The sequence below is a fragment of the Streptomyces sp. NPDC057136 genome (genome assembly GCF_042670885.1).
In the GTDB taxonomy this organism is placed as follows: domain Bacteria; phylum Actinomycetota; class Actinomycetes; order Streptomycetales; family Streptomycetaceae; genus Streptomyces.
In genome coordinates, this window is the sequence record NZ_JBHUUV010000012.1 from 165,022 (window position 1) to 182,750 (window position 17,729).

At 68.3% G+C, this 17,729-nt stretch carries 14 protein-coding genes and 6 pseudogenes; 13 read left to right on the forward strand and 7 right to left on the reverse strand.

The window, feature by feature from the left end; genetic code table 11:
* Positions 1 to 41: 41 nt before the first annotated feature.
* Together ACFT7S_RS17625 and ACFT7S_RS17630 are read left to right on the forward strand one after the other, a co-directional pair.
* Complete coding sequence (locus tag ACFT7S_RS17625) at positions 42 to 1,181, forward strand: acyl-CoA dehydrogenase (RefSeq protein ID WP_382732536.1); 1,140 nt, start codon at positions 42 to 44, stop codon at positions 1,179 to 1,181.
* A 37-nt stretch (positions 1,182 to 1,218) separates the two neighbouring features.
* Positions 1,219 to 2,178 carry a 3-oxoacyl-ACP synthase III family protein gene (locus tag ACFT7S_RS17630; RefSeq protein ID WP_382732538.1) on the forward strand — a complete coding sequence of 320 codons (960 nt, stop codon included), beginning with the start codon at positions 1,219 to 1,221 and terminating at the stop codon, positions 2,176 to 2,178.
* A 1,104-nt stretch (positions 2,179 to 3,282) separates the two neighbouring features.
* On the opposite strand, the gene ACFT7S_RS17635 is transcribed toward ACFT7S_RS17630, so the two are convergent.
* Positions 3,283 to 4,650 carry an MFS transporter gene (locus tag ACFT7S_RS17635; RefSeq protein ID WP_382732540.1) on the reverse strand — a complete coding sequence of 456 codons (1,368 nt, stop codon included), beginning with the start codon at positions 4,648 to 4,650 and terminating at the stop codon, positions 3,283 to 3,285.
* Between the two features lie 319 nt (positions 4,651 to 4,969).
* Here ACFT7S_RS17635 and ACFT7S_RS17640 point away from each other — a divergent pair.
* Positions 4,970 to 5,619, forward strand: a pseudogene (locus tag ACFT7S_RS17640) (transcriptional regulator); the annotation flags it as partial.
* Between the two features lie 150 nt (positions 5,620 to 5,769).
* Here ACFT7S_RS17640 and ACFT7S_RS17645 read toward each other — a convergent pair.
* On the reverse strand, positions 5,770 to 6,384 hold the full coding sequence (locus ACFT7S_RS17645) for a helix-turn-helix transcriptional regulator (protein WP_382732542.1): 615 nt from the start codon (positions 6,382 to 6,384) through the stop codon (positions 5,770 to 5,772).
* A 100-nt stretch (positions 6,385 to 6,484) separates the two neighbouring features.
* Here ACFT7S_RS17645 and ACFT7S_RS17650 point away from each other — a divergent pair, with 100 nt between their 5' ends.
* From ACFT7S_RS17650 to ACFT7S_RS17665, 4 genes and pseudogenes are all read left to right on the forward strand, one after another.
* The gene (locus ACFT7S_RS17650; protein WP_382732544.1) at positions 6,485 to 6,946 is read left to right on the forward strand and encodes a hypothetical protein; all 462 of its coding nucleotides are present in this window, start codon (positions 6,485 to 6,487) and stop codon (positions 6,944 to 6,946) included.
* Entirely contained in the window at positions 6,943 to 8,151 is a 1,209-nt protein-coding gene (locus ACFT7S_RS17655; RefSeq protein WP_382732546.1) for an FAD-dependent oxidoreductase, read from the forward strand. The genes ACFT7S_RS17650 and ACFT7S_RS17655 overlap by 4 nt, the downstream gene beginning before the upstream one ends.
* Before the next feature lie 328 nt (positions 8,152 to 8,479).
* Positions 8,480 to 9,662, forward strand: a pseudogene (locus ACFT7S_RS17660) (IS3 family transposase).
* A 419-nt stretch (positions 9,663 to 10,081) separates the two neighbouring features.
* Positions 10,082 to 10,570: a carboxymuconolactone decarboxylase family protein gene (locus ACFT7S_RS17665; protein ID WP_382732548.1), complete on the forward strand. Its 489-nt coding sequence runs from the start codon at positions 10,082 to 10,084 to the stop codon at positions 10,568 to 10,570.
* A 420-nt stretch (positions 10,571 to 10,990) separates the two neighbouring features.
* On the opposite strand, the gene ACFT7S_RS17670 is transcribed toward ACFT7S_RS17665, so the two are convergent.
* Both ACFT7S_RS17670 and ACFT7S_RS17675 read right to left on the reverse strand, forming a co-directional pair.
* A complete protein-coding gene (locus tag ACFT7S_RS17670; RefSeq protein WP_382732550.1) occupies positions 10,991 to 11,668 on the reverse strand; it encodes a DUF4232 domain-containing protein in 678 nt (225 codons plus the stop codon).
* 277 nt (positions 11,669 to 11,945) lie between these two features.
* Complete coding sequence (locus ACFT7S_RS17675) at positions 11,946 to 12,371, reverse strand: hypothetical protein (protein ID WP_382732552.1); 426 nt, start codon at positions 12,369 to 12,371, stop codon at positions 11,946 to 11,948.
* A 464-nt stretch (positions 12,372 to 12,835) separates the two neighbouring features.
* Here ACFT7S_RS17675 and ACFT7S_RS17680 point away from each other — a divergent pair, with 464 nt between their 5' ends.
* From ACFT7S_RS17680 to ACFT7S_RS17700, 5 genes and pseudogenes are all read left to right on the forward strand, one after another.
* Positions 12,836 to 13,171, forward strand: a complete 336-nt coding sequence (locus tag ACFT7S_RS17680) for a hypothetical protein (RefSeq protein WP_382732554.1) — start codon at positions 12,836 to 12,838, stop codon at positions 13,169 to 13,171.
* Positions 13,086 to 13,475: pseudogene (locus tag ACFT7S_RS17685) on the forward strand (MerR family transcriptional regulator); the annotation flags it as partial. The gene ACFT7S_RS17680 and the pseudogene ACFT7S_RS17685, both read left to right, overlap by 86 nt.
* A gap of 117 nt (positions 13,476 to 13,592) precedes the next feature.
* Entirely contained in the window at positions 13,593 to 13,910 is a 318-nt protein-coding gene (locus ACFT7S_RS17690; protein WP_382732556.1) for a hypothetical protein, read from the forward strand.
* Positions 13,856 to 14,147, forward strand: a pseudogene (locus ACFT7S_RS17695) (aldo/keto reductase); the annotation flags it as partial. The gene ACFT7S_RS17690 and the pseudogene ACFT7S_RS17695, both read left to right, overlap by 55 nt.
* A 403-nt stretch (positions 14,148 to 14,550) precedes the next feature.
* The gene (locus ACFT7S_RS17700) at positions 14,551 to 14,928 is read left to right on the forward strand and encodes a hypothetical protein (protein ID WP_382732558.1); all 378 of its coding nucleotides are present in this window, start codon (positions 14,551 to 14,553) and stop codon (positions 14,926 to 14,928) included.
* A gap of 148 nt (positions 14,929 to 15,076) precedes the next feature.
* Here ACFT7S_RS17700 and ACFT7S_RS17705 read toward each other — a convergent pair whose 3' ends face one another.
* The 3 genes and pseudogenes from ACFT7S_RS17705 to ACFT7S_RS17715 all read right to left on the reverse strand — a co-directional run.
* Positions 15,077 to 15,619: a GNAT family N-acetyltransferase gene (locus ACFT7S_RS17705; protein WP_382732559.1), complete on the reverse strand. Its 543-nt coding sequence runs from the start codon at positions 15,617 to 15,619 to the stop codon at positions 15,077 to 15,079.
* 82 nt (positions 15,620 to 15,701) lie between these two features.
* Positions 15,702 to 16,386 (reverse strand): annotated as a pseudogene (locus tag ACFT7S_RS17710) (IS110 family transposase); the annotation flags it as partial.
* A gap of 696 nt (positions 16,387 to 17,082) precedes the next feature.
* A pseudogene (locus ACFT7S_RS17715) lies at positions 17,083 to 17,322 on the reverse strand (transposase); the annotation flags it as partial.
* A gap of 74 nt (positions 17,323 to 17,396) precedes the next feature.
* On the opposite strand from ACFT7S_RS17715, the gene ACFT7S_RS17720 reads away from it, so the two are divergent.
* Positions 17,397 to 17,729 (forward strand): transposase (locus tag ACFT7S_RS17720; RefSeq protein ID WP_382732561.1); only part of this gene is annotated, 333 nt, incomplete at its 3' end.

Here is a 17,729-nt window from a genome sequence, read left to right on the forward strand (position 1 = left end):
GCGTCCCCCCCACACGTCCCCTACGGGAAGGTAATGGAAGCGTGAAATTCCTGCACCACGATCTCGCCGCCTGCGAAAGGCTCTTACCGGGTCTCGCCGGCCGGCTGGCCGACGTACCGTTCGATGAGCTGGAGTCGGCGGAGAGCCCCGCACTCGCCCTGTTCAAACAGTACGGCGGCCCCAACCTCCTGATCCCGGGCGAGTACGACGGCATCGGCGCCTCCGCCCTCGACGCGGTCCGGGTCGTCCGTGCGCTCGGGTCGCTCGCCCCCTCCCTCGCGGTGGCGACCGCGATGCACCACTTCTCGGTCGGCATGCTCTACTCCCTCTCGCCTCTCTACGGCGACGACTCCAAGCTCCGCAAGACCGTCCTCGACGTCATGGCGGAGAAGCGGTCGCTCCTGGCCTCCGGCTTCGCGGAGGGGCGGTCCGGCCGCGGCATCCTGAGCCCCGCCGTACAGGCCCGCGAGACGTCCGGCGGCTACCTCGTCAGCGGCTCGAAGAAGCCGTGCAGCCTGTCGCGCTCCATGGACCTGCTCACCGCCAGCGTGGGCGTGAGCGGACGTGACGGCAGCCCCGAGATGGCGCTGCTGGTGCTGCCCGCCGACACCCCGGGCATCTCCGTCCACCCCTTCTGGTCGACGTTCCCGCTGGTGGCGGCGGAAAGCCACGAAGTCCGCCTGGAGGATGTGTTCGTCACGGACGAGGATCTGCTCCGGGCGCCCCCGACCGCTGCCGAGAAGCTCGACGAACTCAACGAGACCGGCGTCATCTGGTTCCAGATGATCATCGCTGCCGCCTATACCGGTGTCGCCAGCTCCCTGGTCGCCCGGGCCCTTGAGGAGCGGCGCGGTACGGCCGCCGAACGCGCCCAGCTGTGCCTCCTCGTCGAGACCGCCGCCTCGCTCGTCGAGGGACTCGCACGCCGGATCATGGACGGCGACCTCGGCAACGACTGCGCTGCCGCCTCCCTGTTCACCCGCTACTCCGTGCAGGACCTGCTGACCAGGGTCGTCGGCATGGCGGTCGAGACGCTGGGCGGCATGACCTACATCCGCTCGCCCGAGATCGCCTACCTCGCGTCCGCCGCCCAGGCACTGGTCTTCCATCCGCCCTCGCGGTCCAGCATGAGCGAGGCCATCGACGCCTACTACGCGGGCAAGCCCCTCTTCTTCTCGTAGACAGCAGTTCGGCAAAACCGATCGGACGGAGCAGAACATGGCCGGAATAGCGGACTTCGAGATCACCTTCCCGTCGGCGCGCAGAAGCGTCCGCGAGATGGCGGCGGAGTCGGGACTCTCCGAGGAGGACATACGCGTCATCACGACGTGCGACAGCTACCCGGTCCTCGGAGAGGGGGAGACGGAGTGGGAACTCGCGCTGCGGGCCGCGCAGCAGGTGATGAAGCGGACCCAGGTGCCGCCCTCGGCCGTACGGACCGTGATCTACGCGGGTACGGGGGAGTGGGACAAAGCCTTCTGGTCGCCGGCGGCGAAGGTGGCGCAGGAGCTGGGCATCACCGGCGCGTACTGCTACGAGCTGACGAACTACTGCAACGCCGTGACCGCCGCGCTCCAGATCGGCAGCGACGCGCTGGCCGGGCGCGAGGGCGAGTCGGTGCTCGTGCTGATCGGCGACCGGGTAAGCACACTGCTCGACTACGGCGATCCCACCGCCAAGGAGATGTTCAACCAGGGGGACGCGGGCGGCGCGTTCCTGTTGTCGTCGTCCGGCACCACTGCCGAGGTCCTGGGCTCGCGCCTGCGTACCGATCCGAGCTGGTGCGACTACTACTCCGGTGTCCGTGACGGCGACCGGATGATCGTCCGGCGGAACGGCGACCGGGACGGCCTGGCCGAGGCCTACGCGGAGAACTTCACCACCCTCACCACGGATCTCCTCGCCTCGCTCGGAAAGGACCTCACCGACGTCGCCTATCTGCTGGTCACCCACGGCAGCAGGCCCATCCACGAGCGGCTGTTGACGGACCTCGGCCTGCCGGAAAGCAGAAGCGTCCTCAACTACCACCGGCTCGGTCACATGGGTGGCGCGGACACCTTCATCGCGATGCAGGAACTCATCACCGCACAGAAGCTCGTGCCCGGCGACCTGGTCCTGCACGCGACGAGTGCGGTCGGGTTCAGCTGGGGGGTCATGGCCATGGAGTACAGGGGCTGACAGCCCGTACCGGGGCGCTCACAGGTTTGCCGGACAGCGTTGGGGATAACCGTCGAGATCAGATCCGGTTGGGTCGTCCGGGCTCGGAGCCGAGGCCACGCCTGCGGGAAGCGCCGCAGGAGTGGCAGTGGTGTGTCGCATGGCCGAGCCTGGAGAGGTATTCGTCCAGTGCGGGAGGCGCCGTGAGCATTCCAGACGCCGGGAGAGAACCACACAACACCGACAGAAGAGTGACCCGTGCCGGAGCCGGCGGCAGCGCACGTTCGCCGGTGGGGCGTACTTCCTCTGTTCGGCTTCTCCGGCGGGGGCGACGTGGAGGTCATGCAGGTCTCTGCCCAGCACCTCGAACGGTACCTGGCCAGGGACAATCCGGAGATCGCCGAGGAACGTTCCCGCGTGGCCGCGGCCCTCTCGCTACGCGTCGTTCCCGTCGCCGAACGGCCAAGGAGGGCGGGAAAGCCGTCCGCCTGGGGGCGCGTCGTCAGGACGTTTGGGGCACCGCGCGGGTCAGGGGTTCGAGGTCGCCGTAGAGGGCGGCGTGCAGGGTGGCGGCCAGTTCGCGGGCCGCAGTTCCTCACGCGCGAATCCGGCTGCGGTCGCCCGTGGCGGCTTCGGCGCTCCCGCAACTCGGCGCGTGCCGGGGTACGGATCGCTTGGCCAACCGCGAGACGCGGTAGGTCGTCAACCCGCGACGTAAACCTTCTCCTCAACTCGAAGGCCGAGCCCGGCCACTCCGGCCCGCCCGAACCTACACAGGGACGGATGGCCGGCTCGCGCCCGCGTGCAGGTTCGCCCACCCGAGCCTCCAGGATTCTGCGACCCGCGCGCTTGGGTCTGGGACGTGCTCATGCACCCGACGGCCGACACCGTCACCGACCGCCCGTACACGGAGCGGCGGGCGCTGCTGCTGGAGCTGTTGGCGGAGATCGGCCCCCCCGATCCAGCCCGTGCCGTCCACGGACGACCGCGACGTGGCGCTGCACTGGTACGAGGTGCTCCAGGCCCAGGGTTGTTTCTGCCTACCTGCCGTGTCCCTTAGGTCAGCGGTGGCTCCGAGAGTCATGTGAACGCCGAATCCATGATCAATGTGAGCAGGTCTTGATGTCACTCGACGTCACCTGGTGGACGGCTGCTCGTCTTGCGGAGGACCGACTCGTGGACTTCAGGGCGGCTGGCCGTCGGCGACGTGTCCTGCGAGGCCGGAAGCTCCCGTCCCAGGCGTGCGAGCGGGGACAGAGCCATCACCGCTGGCGACAGCATCATGCCTGCGGCCGTCACCAGGAGGCTGGTGCGCAACCCCCACTCCTCCGCGAGAAATCCGCCGAGCAGAGAGCCGAGCGGGGTCAGCCCCATGCCGACAAACGTGATCGTCGCGGCCGCGCGGCCCTGCATCCCGTCCGGAGTGACGGCCTGCCGGACGGCCATGACCGTGACATTCACCAATTGGCCGCCGGTCCCGAACACGAAGCTGACCGCAAGGAGCGCGGCAACCGTCACCGCAGAGGAACCGTGCAGCGCAGGCGCACACAGGAACACGCCGTCTCCGAGTGCCGCCGCGGACACGAGTACCGCGCCATAACCGAACCGGTTCGGCAGGCGGGCGGCCAGCAGCGAACCCAGGAGCGCGCCCGGTCCCGCCGCGGCGAGTGCCAGCCCGACGACGGTGCCTGACAGGTGCAGTTCCCGCGGCAGGAAGAGCAGGTAGACGGTCATCATCGCCGCGAAGGAGAACTGGAAGGCGGCCGAGGCCAGGCACACGGTCCGAAGCGCGGTATCGCCGACGACGAAACGCAGGCCCTCATGAATTCGCTGCCAGACCCGAGGGGGACGTTCCGAGCGCTCCGGGATCGATTCGATCCGGCGGATCCTCCGGATCGACAGGAACGACAGCGCGAAAAACAGCGCGCTGGAGGCGGCAGCGATTGGCGCCGACAGCAGGGACACCAACGCACCGCCGAGAGCGGGACCGCCGATCTGCGCCGCGGACCGGCTGCCCTCAAGTGCGCTGTTGCCTCGCACCAGCTGATCACGTTTCACCAGCCGTACGAGAGACGCCTGGTATGCCACGTCGAAGAACACGGACAGGGCCCCGACGGCGAAGGCAAGCGCAAGTAGCGCGGGCAGGCCGAGCCAGCCGAAGAGGCCGGCCACGGCGGCGGCGCCCAGGGCCAAGGCCCGACCGACGTCCGTGAGCACCATCGTCGTGCGGGTCCGCCACCCGTCCACCCACGCACCGACGAAGAGCGAGAGCAGCAGGATCGGCGCCTGCCCCACCGCGCGGAGGACACCCAGCTGGCCGGCACTGGCGTGGAGCGTCAGGATGGCGAAGAGCGGCAGAACCACCAGACTTGCGTGTTCGCCGAGTTGGGAGGCTGTCTGACCCATCCAGAGTCTGCGGAAGTCGGCGTCCCGCCACAGGCTTGACGGAACAGGTCGACCGGAATCGGATACAGCGGAGGAAGCGGACGGCACGGGAATCCCTTGTGTTGCCGACAACGAGGCCCGCCACCGAGCACACGAAAGGTGCACCGACGGTTCAGGCAGGGGAAGGCTCGCTATGCCGCAACATCAAAGGCAGCACGCGATGACAGGCCGGTCACGGCCTACAACGTCAACGCGCGCTCGGAAACCGACCATGTCTTAGCTCCTCATGGGTGACTCGCTGCACCCGGACACTAGCCCTCGGCCGCCCGGTGCGAAAGGCGATTGAGGACTGCGGCGGCGGGGCGAGGCACCTCCGGACGCACCGTGTCGATCAGGCCCCAGGAAGCATGGATCCGCACGGAGTCCGGCCCCTACCTGGACCGGGATCCGCACGGAGTCCGGCGGCCCCTACCTGGACCCCTGGTACAAACACCTCAGCCAGGCGTACAAAATCACCAAATGGCCGACCTCGGAGTCACCTCCACCCTGACCGAGGCCGAATTCCTGACCGCGATGGAGACCCACAAACAGCGCGACCCCGGCATGGCAGCCGTACTGTCCGAGATCAAAAGCACCGTCAAGGGCGGCATCGGCAAGCTCCGCGAACGCCCCCAGGGCGCCCGGTACAGATACGGCGAACCCTGGCCCGCACTGGAACGCCCGACTTGGCGACCCGACATCCGCGCCGCCGTCATCTCCGCCGCTCGCGTCAACATGCACCGCAAGCTCCTCAAGACAGCGCTCGCCACCCAGAGCGCCTCCGCACCCGTCGGACATCTGACACTGGGCCAGGACTCACTGATCCCGATCGCGCTCCTCTGCGACTGCGCCGTCTACCTCTCCGAAGGCCCCTCGCCGCTGGACGTCCTGCCACGTACCCCCGACGGGAAACCGGCACCGGGCACGTTCCGCCTCGGCGTCTCACCCGGGATGGTCAAGCACGAGGGCACCCAACCCGTCCTCTGGGCAGTGCAGTGGCTCGATGAAGGACACAATCCGGCCCGCCACATCAAGGGCGACACCTGTAGGTTCGTATTTTCTGTGTCCTTTTCTCACAGGCAATGTCGCTGGCCCGGCCCAAAGGACACAGAAGTGAGACGAACGGCTGGGGTTTGACCCCGCGAGAGCGCAACGCTTCAGCCCGCCCCGGACGCGCCCGGGGCGGGCTCACTGTTGCACCGGTCCCGCCGCCAGGGTGTCCAGCTGCTCCTTCGACGACGAGAGGCTGCCGGCTCGCAGGTCTTCGACCACCGCGCGCACCCACTCCAGCTCCGCGGCGGTCACGGCCTGCAGGTACTCGGTCTCCAGGCGGGTGATGCGCGGCAGCCCCTGATCCGCCTCTGCGGCCATGGCCGCTTCCAGTCCGTCGAGCTTCTCCGCGAGGGTGTCGGCCCGCCGCTCCAGTACGTCTGCCATCTCTTCGGGCGTGAGCAGCAGCAGATTCGAGAGGGCGGCCGGGAACTCCGGGAACTCCTGCTTGGGTGTGGAGAGCATCTCCTCCAGCCAGGCGCGGGCGATCTCGCGCCCCGCGTCAGTGACTTCGTACACGGTCCGCTCGGGGTACTGCTGATCGCGCCCGGTCTCGCGGACCGCGATCAGCCCGTCGCCATTGAGTCGCTCGATCGTGCGGTAGAGGCTCGCACGCTGCCTGACGTTGACGACCTGTTCCTTGCCCCAGTCCTTGACCAGCCGCTGGATGCCGTACGGGTGCAGCGGCTTGTAGTGCAGCAAAGCCAGAACGGTCAGGGCGAGGGGGGAGCTGCGGGGAGCAGATGTGGTCATGGACTCGATTTTAGCCCCGGAACAACTAGTTGACGAGAGACTAGTTTCAGTGCAACTATTGAATCGTCAACGCGACACCACCCAGAGAGGAACCGCCGAGATGTCCCTCACCGAGCGCATCCACTCCGACCACGGCCTCGTCAAGCACCTGGGCAACTGGACCGAGGCCGGCCACTTCGAGGTCACGGCCCGCCATGGCGCTGCCGTCCTCGACCTCCGTTCCCCCGACCTCCCCGACGAAGTCGAGATTCACCTCGACATGGACCGGGCCGTGGTCAAGCTGCTTGTCGACGACGGCACCGCCATCGACCACTGGAACCTGAGGTGGACCGCCCGCGGCAAGATCAAGGACTCCCAGTCCTCATCCACCCGCGACAAGGCGGCCGGCCGCCGTATCCATCTGTCCGGCTCTGCGACGAACAGCGAGATACGCATCCACCGCGGTGGCATCGCGATCCTGTCGGCGATGTTCTCCCGTGCGTACGTGCAGGATGTGCTCCGCGCACACAAGGCCGGCGGCGTACCGACGATCGACGACCCCGCGAGGGGGCACCAGTCATGACCCGCATCGGCAAAGCCCGCACCGCGCTCGTCATCGGTGGCGGGATCGCAGGCCCGGTCGCCGCGATGGCCCTGCGTCAGGCAGGTATCGAGGCCGCTGTCTACGAGGCGTACGACTCCACGGCCGATGGGGCCGGCGGCGGCATGACCATCGCCCCGAACGGCCAGAACGCCCTCGACGCGATCGGCGCGGGCGACATCGTCCGCGCCATCGGCACCCCGGTCACCGCCATGGGGCTACAGAGCTGGACGGGTAAGCACCTCGCGCAGTTCGCCCCGCCCTCCCGCCTCCCGTCCCTGCAGTTCGTCTGGCGCGCTGATCTCTACCGTGCGCTCTACGACGAGGCGGAACGCCGCTCCGTCCCCATCCACCACGGGAAGCGGCTGACCGGCACGACGGACACCGGCTCCGGCGTCACCGCGCACTTCGCGGACGGTACGCAGGCGAACGCCGATATCCTCATCGGCGCCGACGGCATCCGCTCCACGGTCCGCCCCCTGATCGACCCGGCTGCACCAGAGCCGAACTACGCCGGCCTGGTCTGCTTCGGAACGCGGATGCACCAATCAGGGATGCCCTCCACCAACGGCGTCATGTACATGTGCTTCGGCAAGCGCGCATTCTTCGGATACCAGGTCTTCGACGACTCTTCGGCGGTGTGGTTCGTGAACCTGCCCCACCGCGCCCCGATGACAGTCGCCGAGGCCCAGGCGATCGGCGCGAACGAGTGGATGCGCACCCTGCTGACCGCCTTCGCCGACGACCGCACCCCGGCCCTCGAGATGATCAGCCGTACCGACGCCGCCCAGCTCCTCATCACCGGCCCGATGGAGAACATGCCGAGGGTCGCCACTTGGACCCGCGGCCGCATGACCCTGATCGGCGACGCGGCCCACGCCGCCTCGTCCAGCTCCGGGCAGGGCGCCTCCATCGGAGCCGAAAGCGCCGTCGAACTGGCGCGCTGCCTGAGGGACCTGCCCTACAACCAGGCTTTCGCGACGTACGAACAACTGCGCCGCCCCCGCGTCGAACGCATCATCAAGCTCGGCGCCCGCACGAACAGCAACAAGACCGCGGGCCCGGTCGGCCGTCTACTGCGCGACCTCGTGATGCCGGCGACCATGAAGCTGATCAACCCGGAGAAGATGGCCTGGCAGTTTGACCACCACATCGACTGGGACGCGAAGGCAGCCCCGCTCACGTAACTCCAGCCCGTCCGCCGGGAACCGGCTGGTGCCCGTGCACAGGTCCGGCACCGCGTCTGGCACCTGCCGGGTGGGGTTCGATCGGTCACTGACCCGGACTTATGGCCGCGGCCGGCTCTCTGCCGTTCGTCCAGACTCCCGCCGCAGAGCTCGCAAGAGACACGGAAGTGTAGACGAACGCGCGGGGGAGCGCCCGTGAGACGCGAGCACCGGTGCTGGTCAGTGTCACGCTATGGGACATCGGAAACGAGGACCTACTGAGCTGAACCGGATTCCGTAGCGGCCCTGACGGGCATGATTGCCTCGGCAGATGGGAAGCACAGGTCTGATGCCTGCACCCCGGAAGTGTCCCGACGAGCTCCGTGAGCGAGCCGTCCGTGAAGTACAGACCTCCGGCCGTCCGGTCGCCCACGTGGCCCGGGACCTCGGTATTCCAAGGAAGCCTTGCGCCTGTGGGTCCGCCAGGCCGAGGCCGACCAGGGCAGCCTGCCCGATCTGCTCACCTCTGCGGAGCTCGTCCAACTCCGCAAAGAGTCCGCCGAGTTGCGGCGGGCAAACGACATCCTGAAGGCCGCCAGCGTGTCTTTCGCCAAGGAGCTCGACCAGCCCCGCACGAGGCCGACGCGGTGATCAACCACCTCCGCGACGACTTCGGGGTCGAGCCCGTCTGCCGGGAACTGGACCTGTCGGTCTCGGCATGCAACGCCCGCTCAGACGCCCGAAGTCTGCCCGCCGCCGGCTCGATGAACAGCTCATTGAGCACATCCGCCGGATCCACGCCGCGTCCGGCGAGACCTACGGAACCCGCCGAGTCCACCGCCAGCTGCGGCGTGAGGGCGTGCATGCGGCCCGCTGCACCATCGAGCGGCTGATGCGCGAGGACGGCCTGGAAGGCGTCATCCGCTGACAGAGGCGCCGCACCACCTTCCCAGAACCAACCGCCCCACGACCACCGGACCTGGTCAACCGGCACTTCAGAGCCCGCCGCCCCAACCAGCTGTGGGTCGCCGACCTCACCTACATCCGCACCTGGTCCGGCTGGGTCTACGTCGCCTTCGTCCTGGACGTGTACCCGCGAATGATCGTCGGATGGCAGCTCGCCACCCACATGCGCACCGATTTCCCGCTGGACGCCCTGGAGATGGCCTTGTAGCGGCGGGGAATCAAGAAGGGCTCGGGACTGATTCATCACAGCGACCGCGGATCGCAATATGTGTCGATCCGCTACGGCGAGCGGCTGATCGAGGCCGGCGCGACCGCATCGGTCGGCTCCGTCGCCGACAGCTATAGGAGCGTCAACGCCATGGCCGAGGCACTCAACGGCTCCTTCAAGGCAGAGTTGATAGAGCACCACGGCCCCTGACGAGACGCTGACCAGGCCGAACGCGCCGTTGTCCAGTGGGTCGGCTGGTACAACACCGAACGCCTGGCACTCCGCCCTCGACTACCTCCCGCCCGAAGAATTCGAGGCCCAGCACCACCGATCCCAGGCAATCACGAACACCGCCTGAAACCACACAAACCGGCCGCTACGAAACTCAGGGCAGCTGAAAGAGGTCAAGCTCAGTCGGGTGATCAGCTGCAACCAAGACCTCGCGGACAGTTGTGAGCAGGTCGTCATCGGGCACCCGGACCGGCCCACAGCGTTCGGCGGAACCCGGACGGCACGGAAGAGCCCATGGGCGACATCCTGCACATCTACATGACCCGCCGCTGAGTTCACCCCGACGGAGTAGGGGGGCCGCCCTCGGGGTGGCTGAGGAGGGGGCCGGGTCCAGCGGCTCGGCGGCCTGAGACGGCGGGGGACAGGGTTGTCACCAGGCCCGGAGCGCGCCGGAAAAGAAACTTTCCGGATTGCTGTCACGTCTTCGTGCGCTCATCCGTCAGTGATGTGAAGACGCCAACCAGGCCGATGCGAAGGAGAACAGCCATGACGAACACCTCCATCTCCCGGATGCCCAACCCGGGCGAGTTCGTGCCCGAGCTGAACGACGTCAGTGCCGCCCTCTTCCGGGCCACAGGCAACCGCTCGGTGCCGCGCACCACGATGAGTCTCGTCCACCTGCGGGCCGGGCAGATCGTTGGCAACACCTACCTGACCATCCTGAACACCGGCTTCCTGCGCAAGGCTGGGGAGTCCGAGGAGCGCATCACCGCCGTCTCCTCCTGGCAGGACGCCCCGTACTTCACCGACGCCGAGCGCGCTGCCCTCGCTTTGGTGGAGGCCACCCTCCAGCCCGCCCCGCACGGCAAGGAGCGCGTCTCCGACGAGCTGTATGTCGAGGTGGCGAAGCACTACGACGAGAAGGCGCTGGCCACCCTCACCATTGCGATCGGCCAGATCAACTTCTTCATCGCCCTGGCCGTCATCGGCAAGCCGCAGCCGGTCAGCTCCCTGGCGGACGAGCAGTGGGGCTGACCTGATCCGTCCGTTCGCGGGGGGTGCCCCTCTCGATGTCTGCCTGGTGAATTCTGGGGCCGATGTGCTACCAGGGCCCGGTTCCCCTGGAGACCCCCTTGCGGGTGCGTGCCCACGTCCCGGGAACCTGCGGCCGCAAAAAACCGCTGGGCAGGAGCGCATGGGTGTGGCACGGCCGCCTGAGAGCGGCAGGGTAGTCCCGGGACGTGGCCGGCCGCGTACTCGTCGGACTCGCGGACGTCGATCCCCTGGAACGAGACCCGGCCCGCTCCCGCCTGGCGAACTCGCCTGCTACCGCTGTCAGACGCCGCCCATCGGATCGGTCGGTCCGACTGGCGGCGCCGCCTCCAGGCCCGAACCCGGGCCCGGCCGCTGCCTGCGCCGAGCCGTTCAAGCATGGATCACGAGCTGCGGGTCCGTTCAGCTGAAGGGAACGGCGTCCGTCGGGTCGGTGTGCCAGTTGGTGACGATCGGGTCCTCGACAGTGATGGTGCCGACCGGCAGGGAAACCGGGTTGGGGTCGTCGTCCCCGACGCCCACGATGATGCTGTCCAGTTCCTTGCCACCGTTTCCGCCGGTGCTCTTCGGGTTCACCCCGGCGTAGGCAGTGGTGCTCCCACTCAGCGTGATCTGCTTGCCGACGGCCTGCTCCGCGGGACCCGCCTGGGTGCCGTCGGATCCGAACGCCACAGTCGGAAGCGCGGCGGGCAGCTCACAGGTTATCCCCGACTTCGCCTTCGCGATGATCAGGATGTACCCGCCGGCCTGGGTCTCGGACCTGGTGCTCCAGGAGATGTCGTTGGCGCCGCAGCTCTGCCCGACCGGCTCCCGCTCGCCGTTGCCGGTGTCGGCGCCGGAGCCGGCCCCGTCCTCGGTTCCCTTGCCCGTCGCGTCGGAACCCTTGTCGGCGCCCTGGCCGCTGCCCGCGGTCGACGAGCCGGACGGAGTGGCCGCGTTGCCGGCCGGAGTGGCGGACGAAGAACCCTGCGCGGCGCCGGTGTCCGCGGTCGTGTCCGTGTCCTGGCACGCGGTCATCAGCAGGGCGCCGCTCACGAGTGCTGCGGAGACGAGGAAGGCCTTGCGACGGTTGCCGGACATGAAATCCCCTTGGTAATCAGTGGTTGAGGCCGCACCTGTTTCGGCTTCTCGGTGCTTGCTTGATCAATTTGAGGGGGCTGTGAGCCGAAGGGATCCCGGCGTGTTCGTTTCAGGACAACGCTGTCACAGGCCGGTGACATGATCACAACGCGATCGCTCTGGGCCAGCAAAACCAGCCGAACTCCGGGGCCCCAACGGCCCCTTCGCCAGTACCGAGGGCGAGCACCAGATCGCGCTCCGCTAGCTGAGCTTGGCCAACTAGGTGCTCAGCCGTAGGTCAGTGGAACCAGACGACGAGGCGTACGTTCTCGGCTTCGTGGACTTCGCTGAGGATGCGCACGGCGCTCCAGACCCGGCCCCAGTCAGTGTCGGTGCCTGCGGTCGAGGCACGGCTGCGTGTGCCAGAGGCGCCGGTCTCCTGCCAGTCCGTGGTGTCCAGCTCAGCCCAGGTCAGCCAGGTGGTCCCGTGCACGTCGTGCGGCCCGCCATAGGCGGCGAACTCACCTCGAAGCCCATCCGAGGCGTTATCCACTAAGCCGCGGCCTTCCGCCAGTGGGCGGAAGCCGAAGGAGTTGCGGACTCCGAAGAGGCAGGCCAGGGCGTCGTAGGCGTTGCCCCTGTTGAGCAGGAAGAGATCGATGGCGGCTTCCCACACGGAGTCCTCGTCGTCGGGACCCCACAGCCCCGAGCCCCCGGTCGGCACTCGATCATTCCGCTGACGTCGGTCGACATACCGAGAACTGCCTGCGCAGGCCGGGATCCAGCATCTGCATTTCTCTCCCGACGCGCTCGCGGCCAGGCCGAGGCCCCGCCTCAACTGGATCGGTAGACGTCATGGCGTACCGGAGGTCACCCCCGGGGCACCGTCTGTGCGGACCCGGCCAACTGAAACGCTCAGTGGCCAAGTACAGCGCTAAGTCACAAGACGCTCAGTGCGTGTGGTGTGACGTTGATTGATGGTTGGCGGATTTGACCGGTAGTTGGCGAGCGGCGGAATCGGCTACTGCGTGTCTGGGCAGCGGTGCCAGTACCGCCGCCCTGCTTGGCCGCCGAAGGCCGCTGGGCTGACCTGGCATGGGCACTTGCAACCGGTACCCAGGTACGGGCTTACCGTCGGAGATGTCCCTGCCCGAACCGCGTGGGGACACGACGACGGGAGTGGTTGCCATGACGACCTGGGTACCGCAGTCCTGCACACTGCCCACGACCGAGCAGCCGTTGAGGGTCGCGGAGTTCGACGCGCTGTTCGCCGAGCGGCTGACCAAGGTGTCCCGGCCTGGCCGGCTGCAGCTGCACCTGGTGCTCACAGGCGGGCCGGGCGTGGAGGAGAGGGTCCGTGACCTGTTGGCCCGCGAGAGCGGCTGCTGCTCGTTCTTCACGTTCACCGTCACCGCCGCCCCGGACGAGATCGGCGTGGATGTCGAGGTCGACGCGGCGCACGAGGCCGTGCTGGACGCCCTCCAGGAGGGGGCCACCACGTCCGCCGACCGGGACCTGCGGTGAGCGAAGACGGCCTGCGCAGCGGGCAGGTCGCGGACGCGGCTGGAGTGAACATCCAGACCCTGCGCTACTACGAGCGGCGCGGCCTGCTGAGCCCGACTGCAGCCCCGGTGGCCACCGCCTCTACGGCGAGGAGGCGGTGACCGTACTGCGGGTGATCAAGGCCGCCCAGCGCCTGGGGTTCACGCTGGAGGAGGTCGCCGAGGTCCTGGAGGCCGCCGCCACCGGCACGGCCGCCCCGTCGCGGGGCTCCAGCAGCGAGCCGCGACCAAGCTCGCCGAGGTCGACGCGAAGATCGCCGACCTGACCACCATCCGCGCCGCCCTGGTCACCGCCGTCGACGCCGGCTGTGACGACCTGACCGTGTGCGCCGCAAGTCCTTGTTGTCCCCTGCCGTTCACCGACCTCGCCGAGGAGAACCGACATGCCGGACGCTGCTGCTGAGCCGACCCCGCGCCGCACCCCGAAGGCGCTGGCCTCTCTGGCCGGGCTGGCCTGCGTGGCGTGCTGCTTGCTGCCGGTGCTGATCGCCGCGGGCGTCGTGGGCGCCGGTGCGTCCGCCGTGGTGAGCTGGCTGCCCGCCGCCGCACTCGCCCTGGCCGCACTCGCCGGGACCGCGTGGCGGCTTACCCGCCGCTGCGCCTCCTGCCGCTGCGGCGGAGTGGCCTCTGACCAGGGCGGATGTGGGCCAGGCTCGATGCCGTCGAGCAACTGGCTGAGGTCGCCGACGAGGCCGGCCTGACGATGATCCAGCTCGCACTCGGCTTCGTGACCGCGCACCCCGCCGTGACCAGCGCGCTCATGGGCCCCGCACACTGGACCAGCTGCACTTGCAGCTCGCCGCCGCCGACACCGCGCTCTCCGCCGACGTACACGACGCGCGATCGACACCATCGTCGCCCCCGGTGTCGATCTGGCCGCGCACGAGAAGAACGACGCTCCGCCCGCCCTGCTCGACCCGGGCACTGCGGCGCGCTGACTGCCCGGCCCCCGCCGCGCACGGCCTTGTCGGGAGGGACCGGTGCCGGCAGATTTGGCAGCCGCGCGACGGCCCCGAAGCTGCTGAACGTTACTGCCCGCGCCGACTACGAGGACGTCTCCGCAACGGACCGTGAGCGCCTCGCCCACATCGCCCGCTCGGCCGCCGAGGAGCTCACCGACCGGATCGGCTGCCAGACCCAGCTGCCCGCCCTGCCTGACCACCAGTTGGCGTCCGTACCGTCTGACCTCCGCACGCGCAGGCGGCGGACGGTTCATGCCGCTGGTTTGCCCGACACATCAAGGAGCGAGGGCAAGGCCGGCTGCCCGACCGTGCCCTCACGGTGCCTGCCCGGGACGCGTACCCCATCGAAAGCTGCCTTCTAGCGGTCAGCCCCGACCAGGTGGGCCGTATCGCCGACGGCTTGCACGACGACGAGCGCGATTACGCACGCAGTGCGCTCACTCACTCACCTTGGTGGCTGCGCACCGTCTCCTACTTCGGCGTAGAGGCGCGCACGGTGGGATACGACGGCATCGGCGGCGAGGACAAGATCATCACAGCGGGAACGGCCGGACACACAAGCGGCGCGTGGTGGGCCTCCTCCAACTGCGATGGCAAGCCCGCCCTGCACACCCTCAGCTCCAGCTACACCTATGACAACGTGATCGGCCCCCAGACGATGTCGGTCTTGTTCCGCGCGTACGTTGACGACATCACGAAGCGGCGCGGCTGCACCCACGTGACGTACCCGGACGCGAAGGACTTCCGCGCCCCCTGAGCACCACCCCGTACTGAGTACGTCATCCGGCGGATGGTGCCAACTCAAGTGCTCGGTCACATCGATGATGTGGCTGAGCGCTCCACTTGGCCACTCTGAGCGTCTTGGTTGCCGGAGGGTGGCGAGCGGTTCGTAGCCGAGCACTGCCTCAGAGTGGGGCGAGGATCAGGAGGATCTCGTCTCGATCGTCGCCTGGGGCAAGCCGGAGGGCGCCTGGCCACCGACCGATTTCCTTCCAGCCGAGCCGCCCGTAGAAGTCTTCCAGGCCAGCGTCGCCGCGGGCAGCGAGGTGCAGCTGCTCCAGGCCCATCTCGTCCCGGGTGATCTTGCGTACTTCATGCATGAGGGCGCGGCCGATGCCGCGCCCGCGTACGTCGGTTCGGGTCTGGACGTGATGGAGAGTGCCCCAGTGTGCGATCAGTTCGAACGGGTCGCGACGGACATTGAGCCAGCCCACGAGTTCCCCGTCCATCGTCGCCGTAAGAAGCCGGCTGGTGTCTGGGGAAAGCAGAGCAATAACGCGGTCGAGGGCCGGAATCACTGTGGCGGCATCGACAGGCGGGAAAGGGAAGCCAGCCGCGCCGCCTGCGTTGGTGACCTCGGTCCAGCACTCGGCAAGGGCGCGTCTGAGCTGGGGGGTGACGTCACTGGGCGTGGTGAGCTGCTGGAAGGTGAAGGATTCGGCGGCCATCCGGAGATCTTGGCACCCGCCTCTGACACCCAGCGCGTGCCCCTGCTGGCCTGCATACACGGCGCGTTACCTCGCTGAATCCGGCCCAGTCGGCGCGGAAGACCTCCCGGAGTCGCTCGGCTTCGGCTTCAATGCCGCGCTTGCGGCCGGCTCGTTTCAGGGCGGCCTGGAGCTGGGTGCGGGTCAGCCGTGCGGCCCGGGCGGGGGTGGGCGCGAGCTTGACGAGTTCGTGTGTCGCGGGGCGGCAGAGGCCGTTCTGCCACGGCTCGAAGGCTGCCAGAGCGGCTGGGTAGTACTCGCGCAACAGGGAGCGGAGCTGGTTGGAGATCTGCTGACGGTTCCAGGTCGCGTCCTGTTGCGCACGGGCCAGAACGGCGATCGCGCGGGCGAGTTCGCTGTCGTTCGGTAATGTCCGGTGAGCGTGCATGTCGGTCCGCAGGACGTTGGCGAGGACCAGGGCGTCGCCGGGCGGACTTCTTGCGCGAGACGGAGGTCCGGTCGCGGTAGCGGGCGGCGGCCATCGGGTTGATCGCGAACACCCGCCGTTTGCCGGTCCGCAGCACCGCCACGAGCAGGCCGCGGGACGTCTCGATCGCGACCGGGATCGGATCCTCCTCGGTGTCGCCGTACTCGGCGAGCAGGTTGAGCAGGATCTTGTAGCCGGCCGCGTCGTCGGTGATGTGCCGCTTGGCCAGCAGCTGGCCGCTGTCGTCGACGAGGGCGACGTCGTGCGTGCGTTCCGCCCAGTCGATTCCGCAGTAGATCAAGGTAAATTCCCTCCCCTTGTTGCTGTTTGTGCTGGTCACGAGCTCATGCGGGACTACGCAGCGACCTAATCCCAGGACTCAGCCTTGCTGACCGGTCCGCCACCTCAGTAGCTTTTCGTGGCACCAGCTCGTCCCACGGGCCTCGGTATATGCGGGAGCTCAGACGGCTCGGGCGTATCAAGAGGTCACCGTGCGACCGGCTCGCACCACCAACACCAACGAGTGATCGTGCAATCGGTGTTGCCCCCCCCGGAGGCGTCGGACGCCGCCTGTCTCCAGACGGGCGATATCGCCGGGATGCTGTTGGGCACCCGTCCGGCGCCCACGGGCGACAACACCCACCACCTCGCCATGGTGGTTTGCGAGGACTCTGGACGCCGCACGATCTACATTCGGGCGCCAGGCCGGGTAAGTAATAGGCGTCCGTCCGGCGCCCACGCAACCCGCCACGACACGAGCTGGCCGAGGCGAAGACGTCGGACGTCGCCGCTCTTCCAAGAGCCATCGGCCTACCAGGTTGGACACAGGCGTTCGTCCGGCATCCACGCGACAGTCAGCGCGCTTTTCGGTGGTGGCCGGGGAGGCGCCGAGAGGCGCTCGGTCTCACACGAGTCCTCGTCGGAACTGGTCCACGAGAGGCGTCCCTCTCGGCACCCGCCCCGCCACCACCATTCGAACAGTCCGCCGGGCGCCTTAGGCGGAATCCGCGGTGACCCAGGAGAGGGCGAGCGGGGAGTCCAGGGCTCGCAGGATCATGGCCCGGGCGAGGTCGTTCTTGGCGGTGAAGTCACGCTCGTCGGGGATCCGGGCCGCTCGGCAGCGCTCACGGTCTTCGGTCCAGGACCTGGGCAGATAGAGCTCGCGGTCGACCAGGGCGTGACCGCGTGTCGTGGCGTAGGCGGCGAAGACACCGATCTGACAGTTCTCGGTCCGGCCCGGGGCCTGTGTCTGAATAACTGTCAGAGTTGATCTGTGCAGGTGTCGTCGTGTGACGGTAGGCGGGCTTGTAGTTGGGCGAGGACGGTCCCGAGGCCGCCGGCCGGCGGGAACGCTGTCGGATCCCCGACACCGAACACCACCGCCCCAAGTGGCAGCTCGCTTTGGACATGCTCGACGAACTCAACGAGACAGGTCTGCGGCCCGCCGCGCTGGTCGCGGACACCGGCTACGGTGCGAACGCCGACTTCCGCCGTGGCCTGGAAGACCGCGGCCTGGCCTACGTCCTCCAGGCCAAGGCCGAGATGACCACCCACCCGGAAGGCGCCGAACCACTCACGCCTGACTATGGCGGGCTCGGGCCGCGTCCGCTGCCGCGTTACCGCACCCGCCCGATGTCCCTGCGG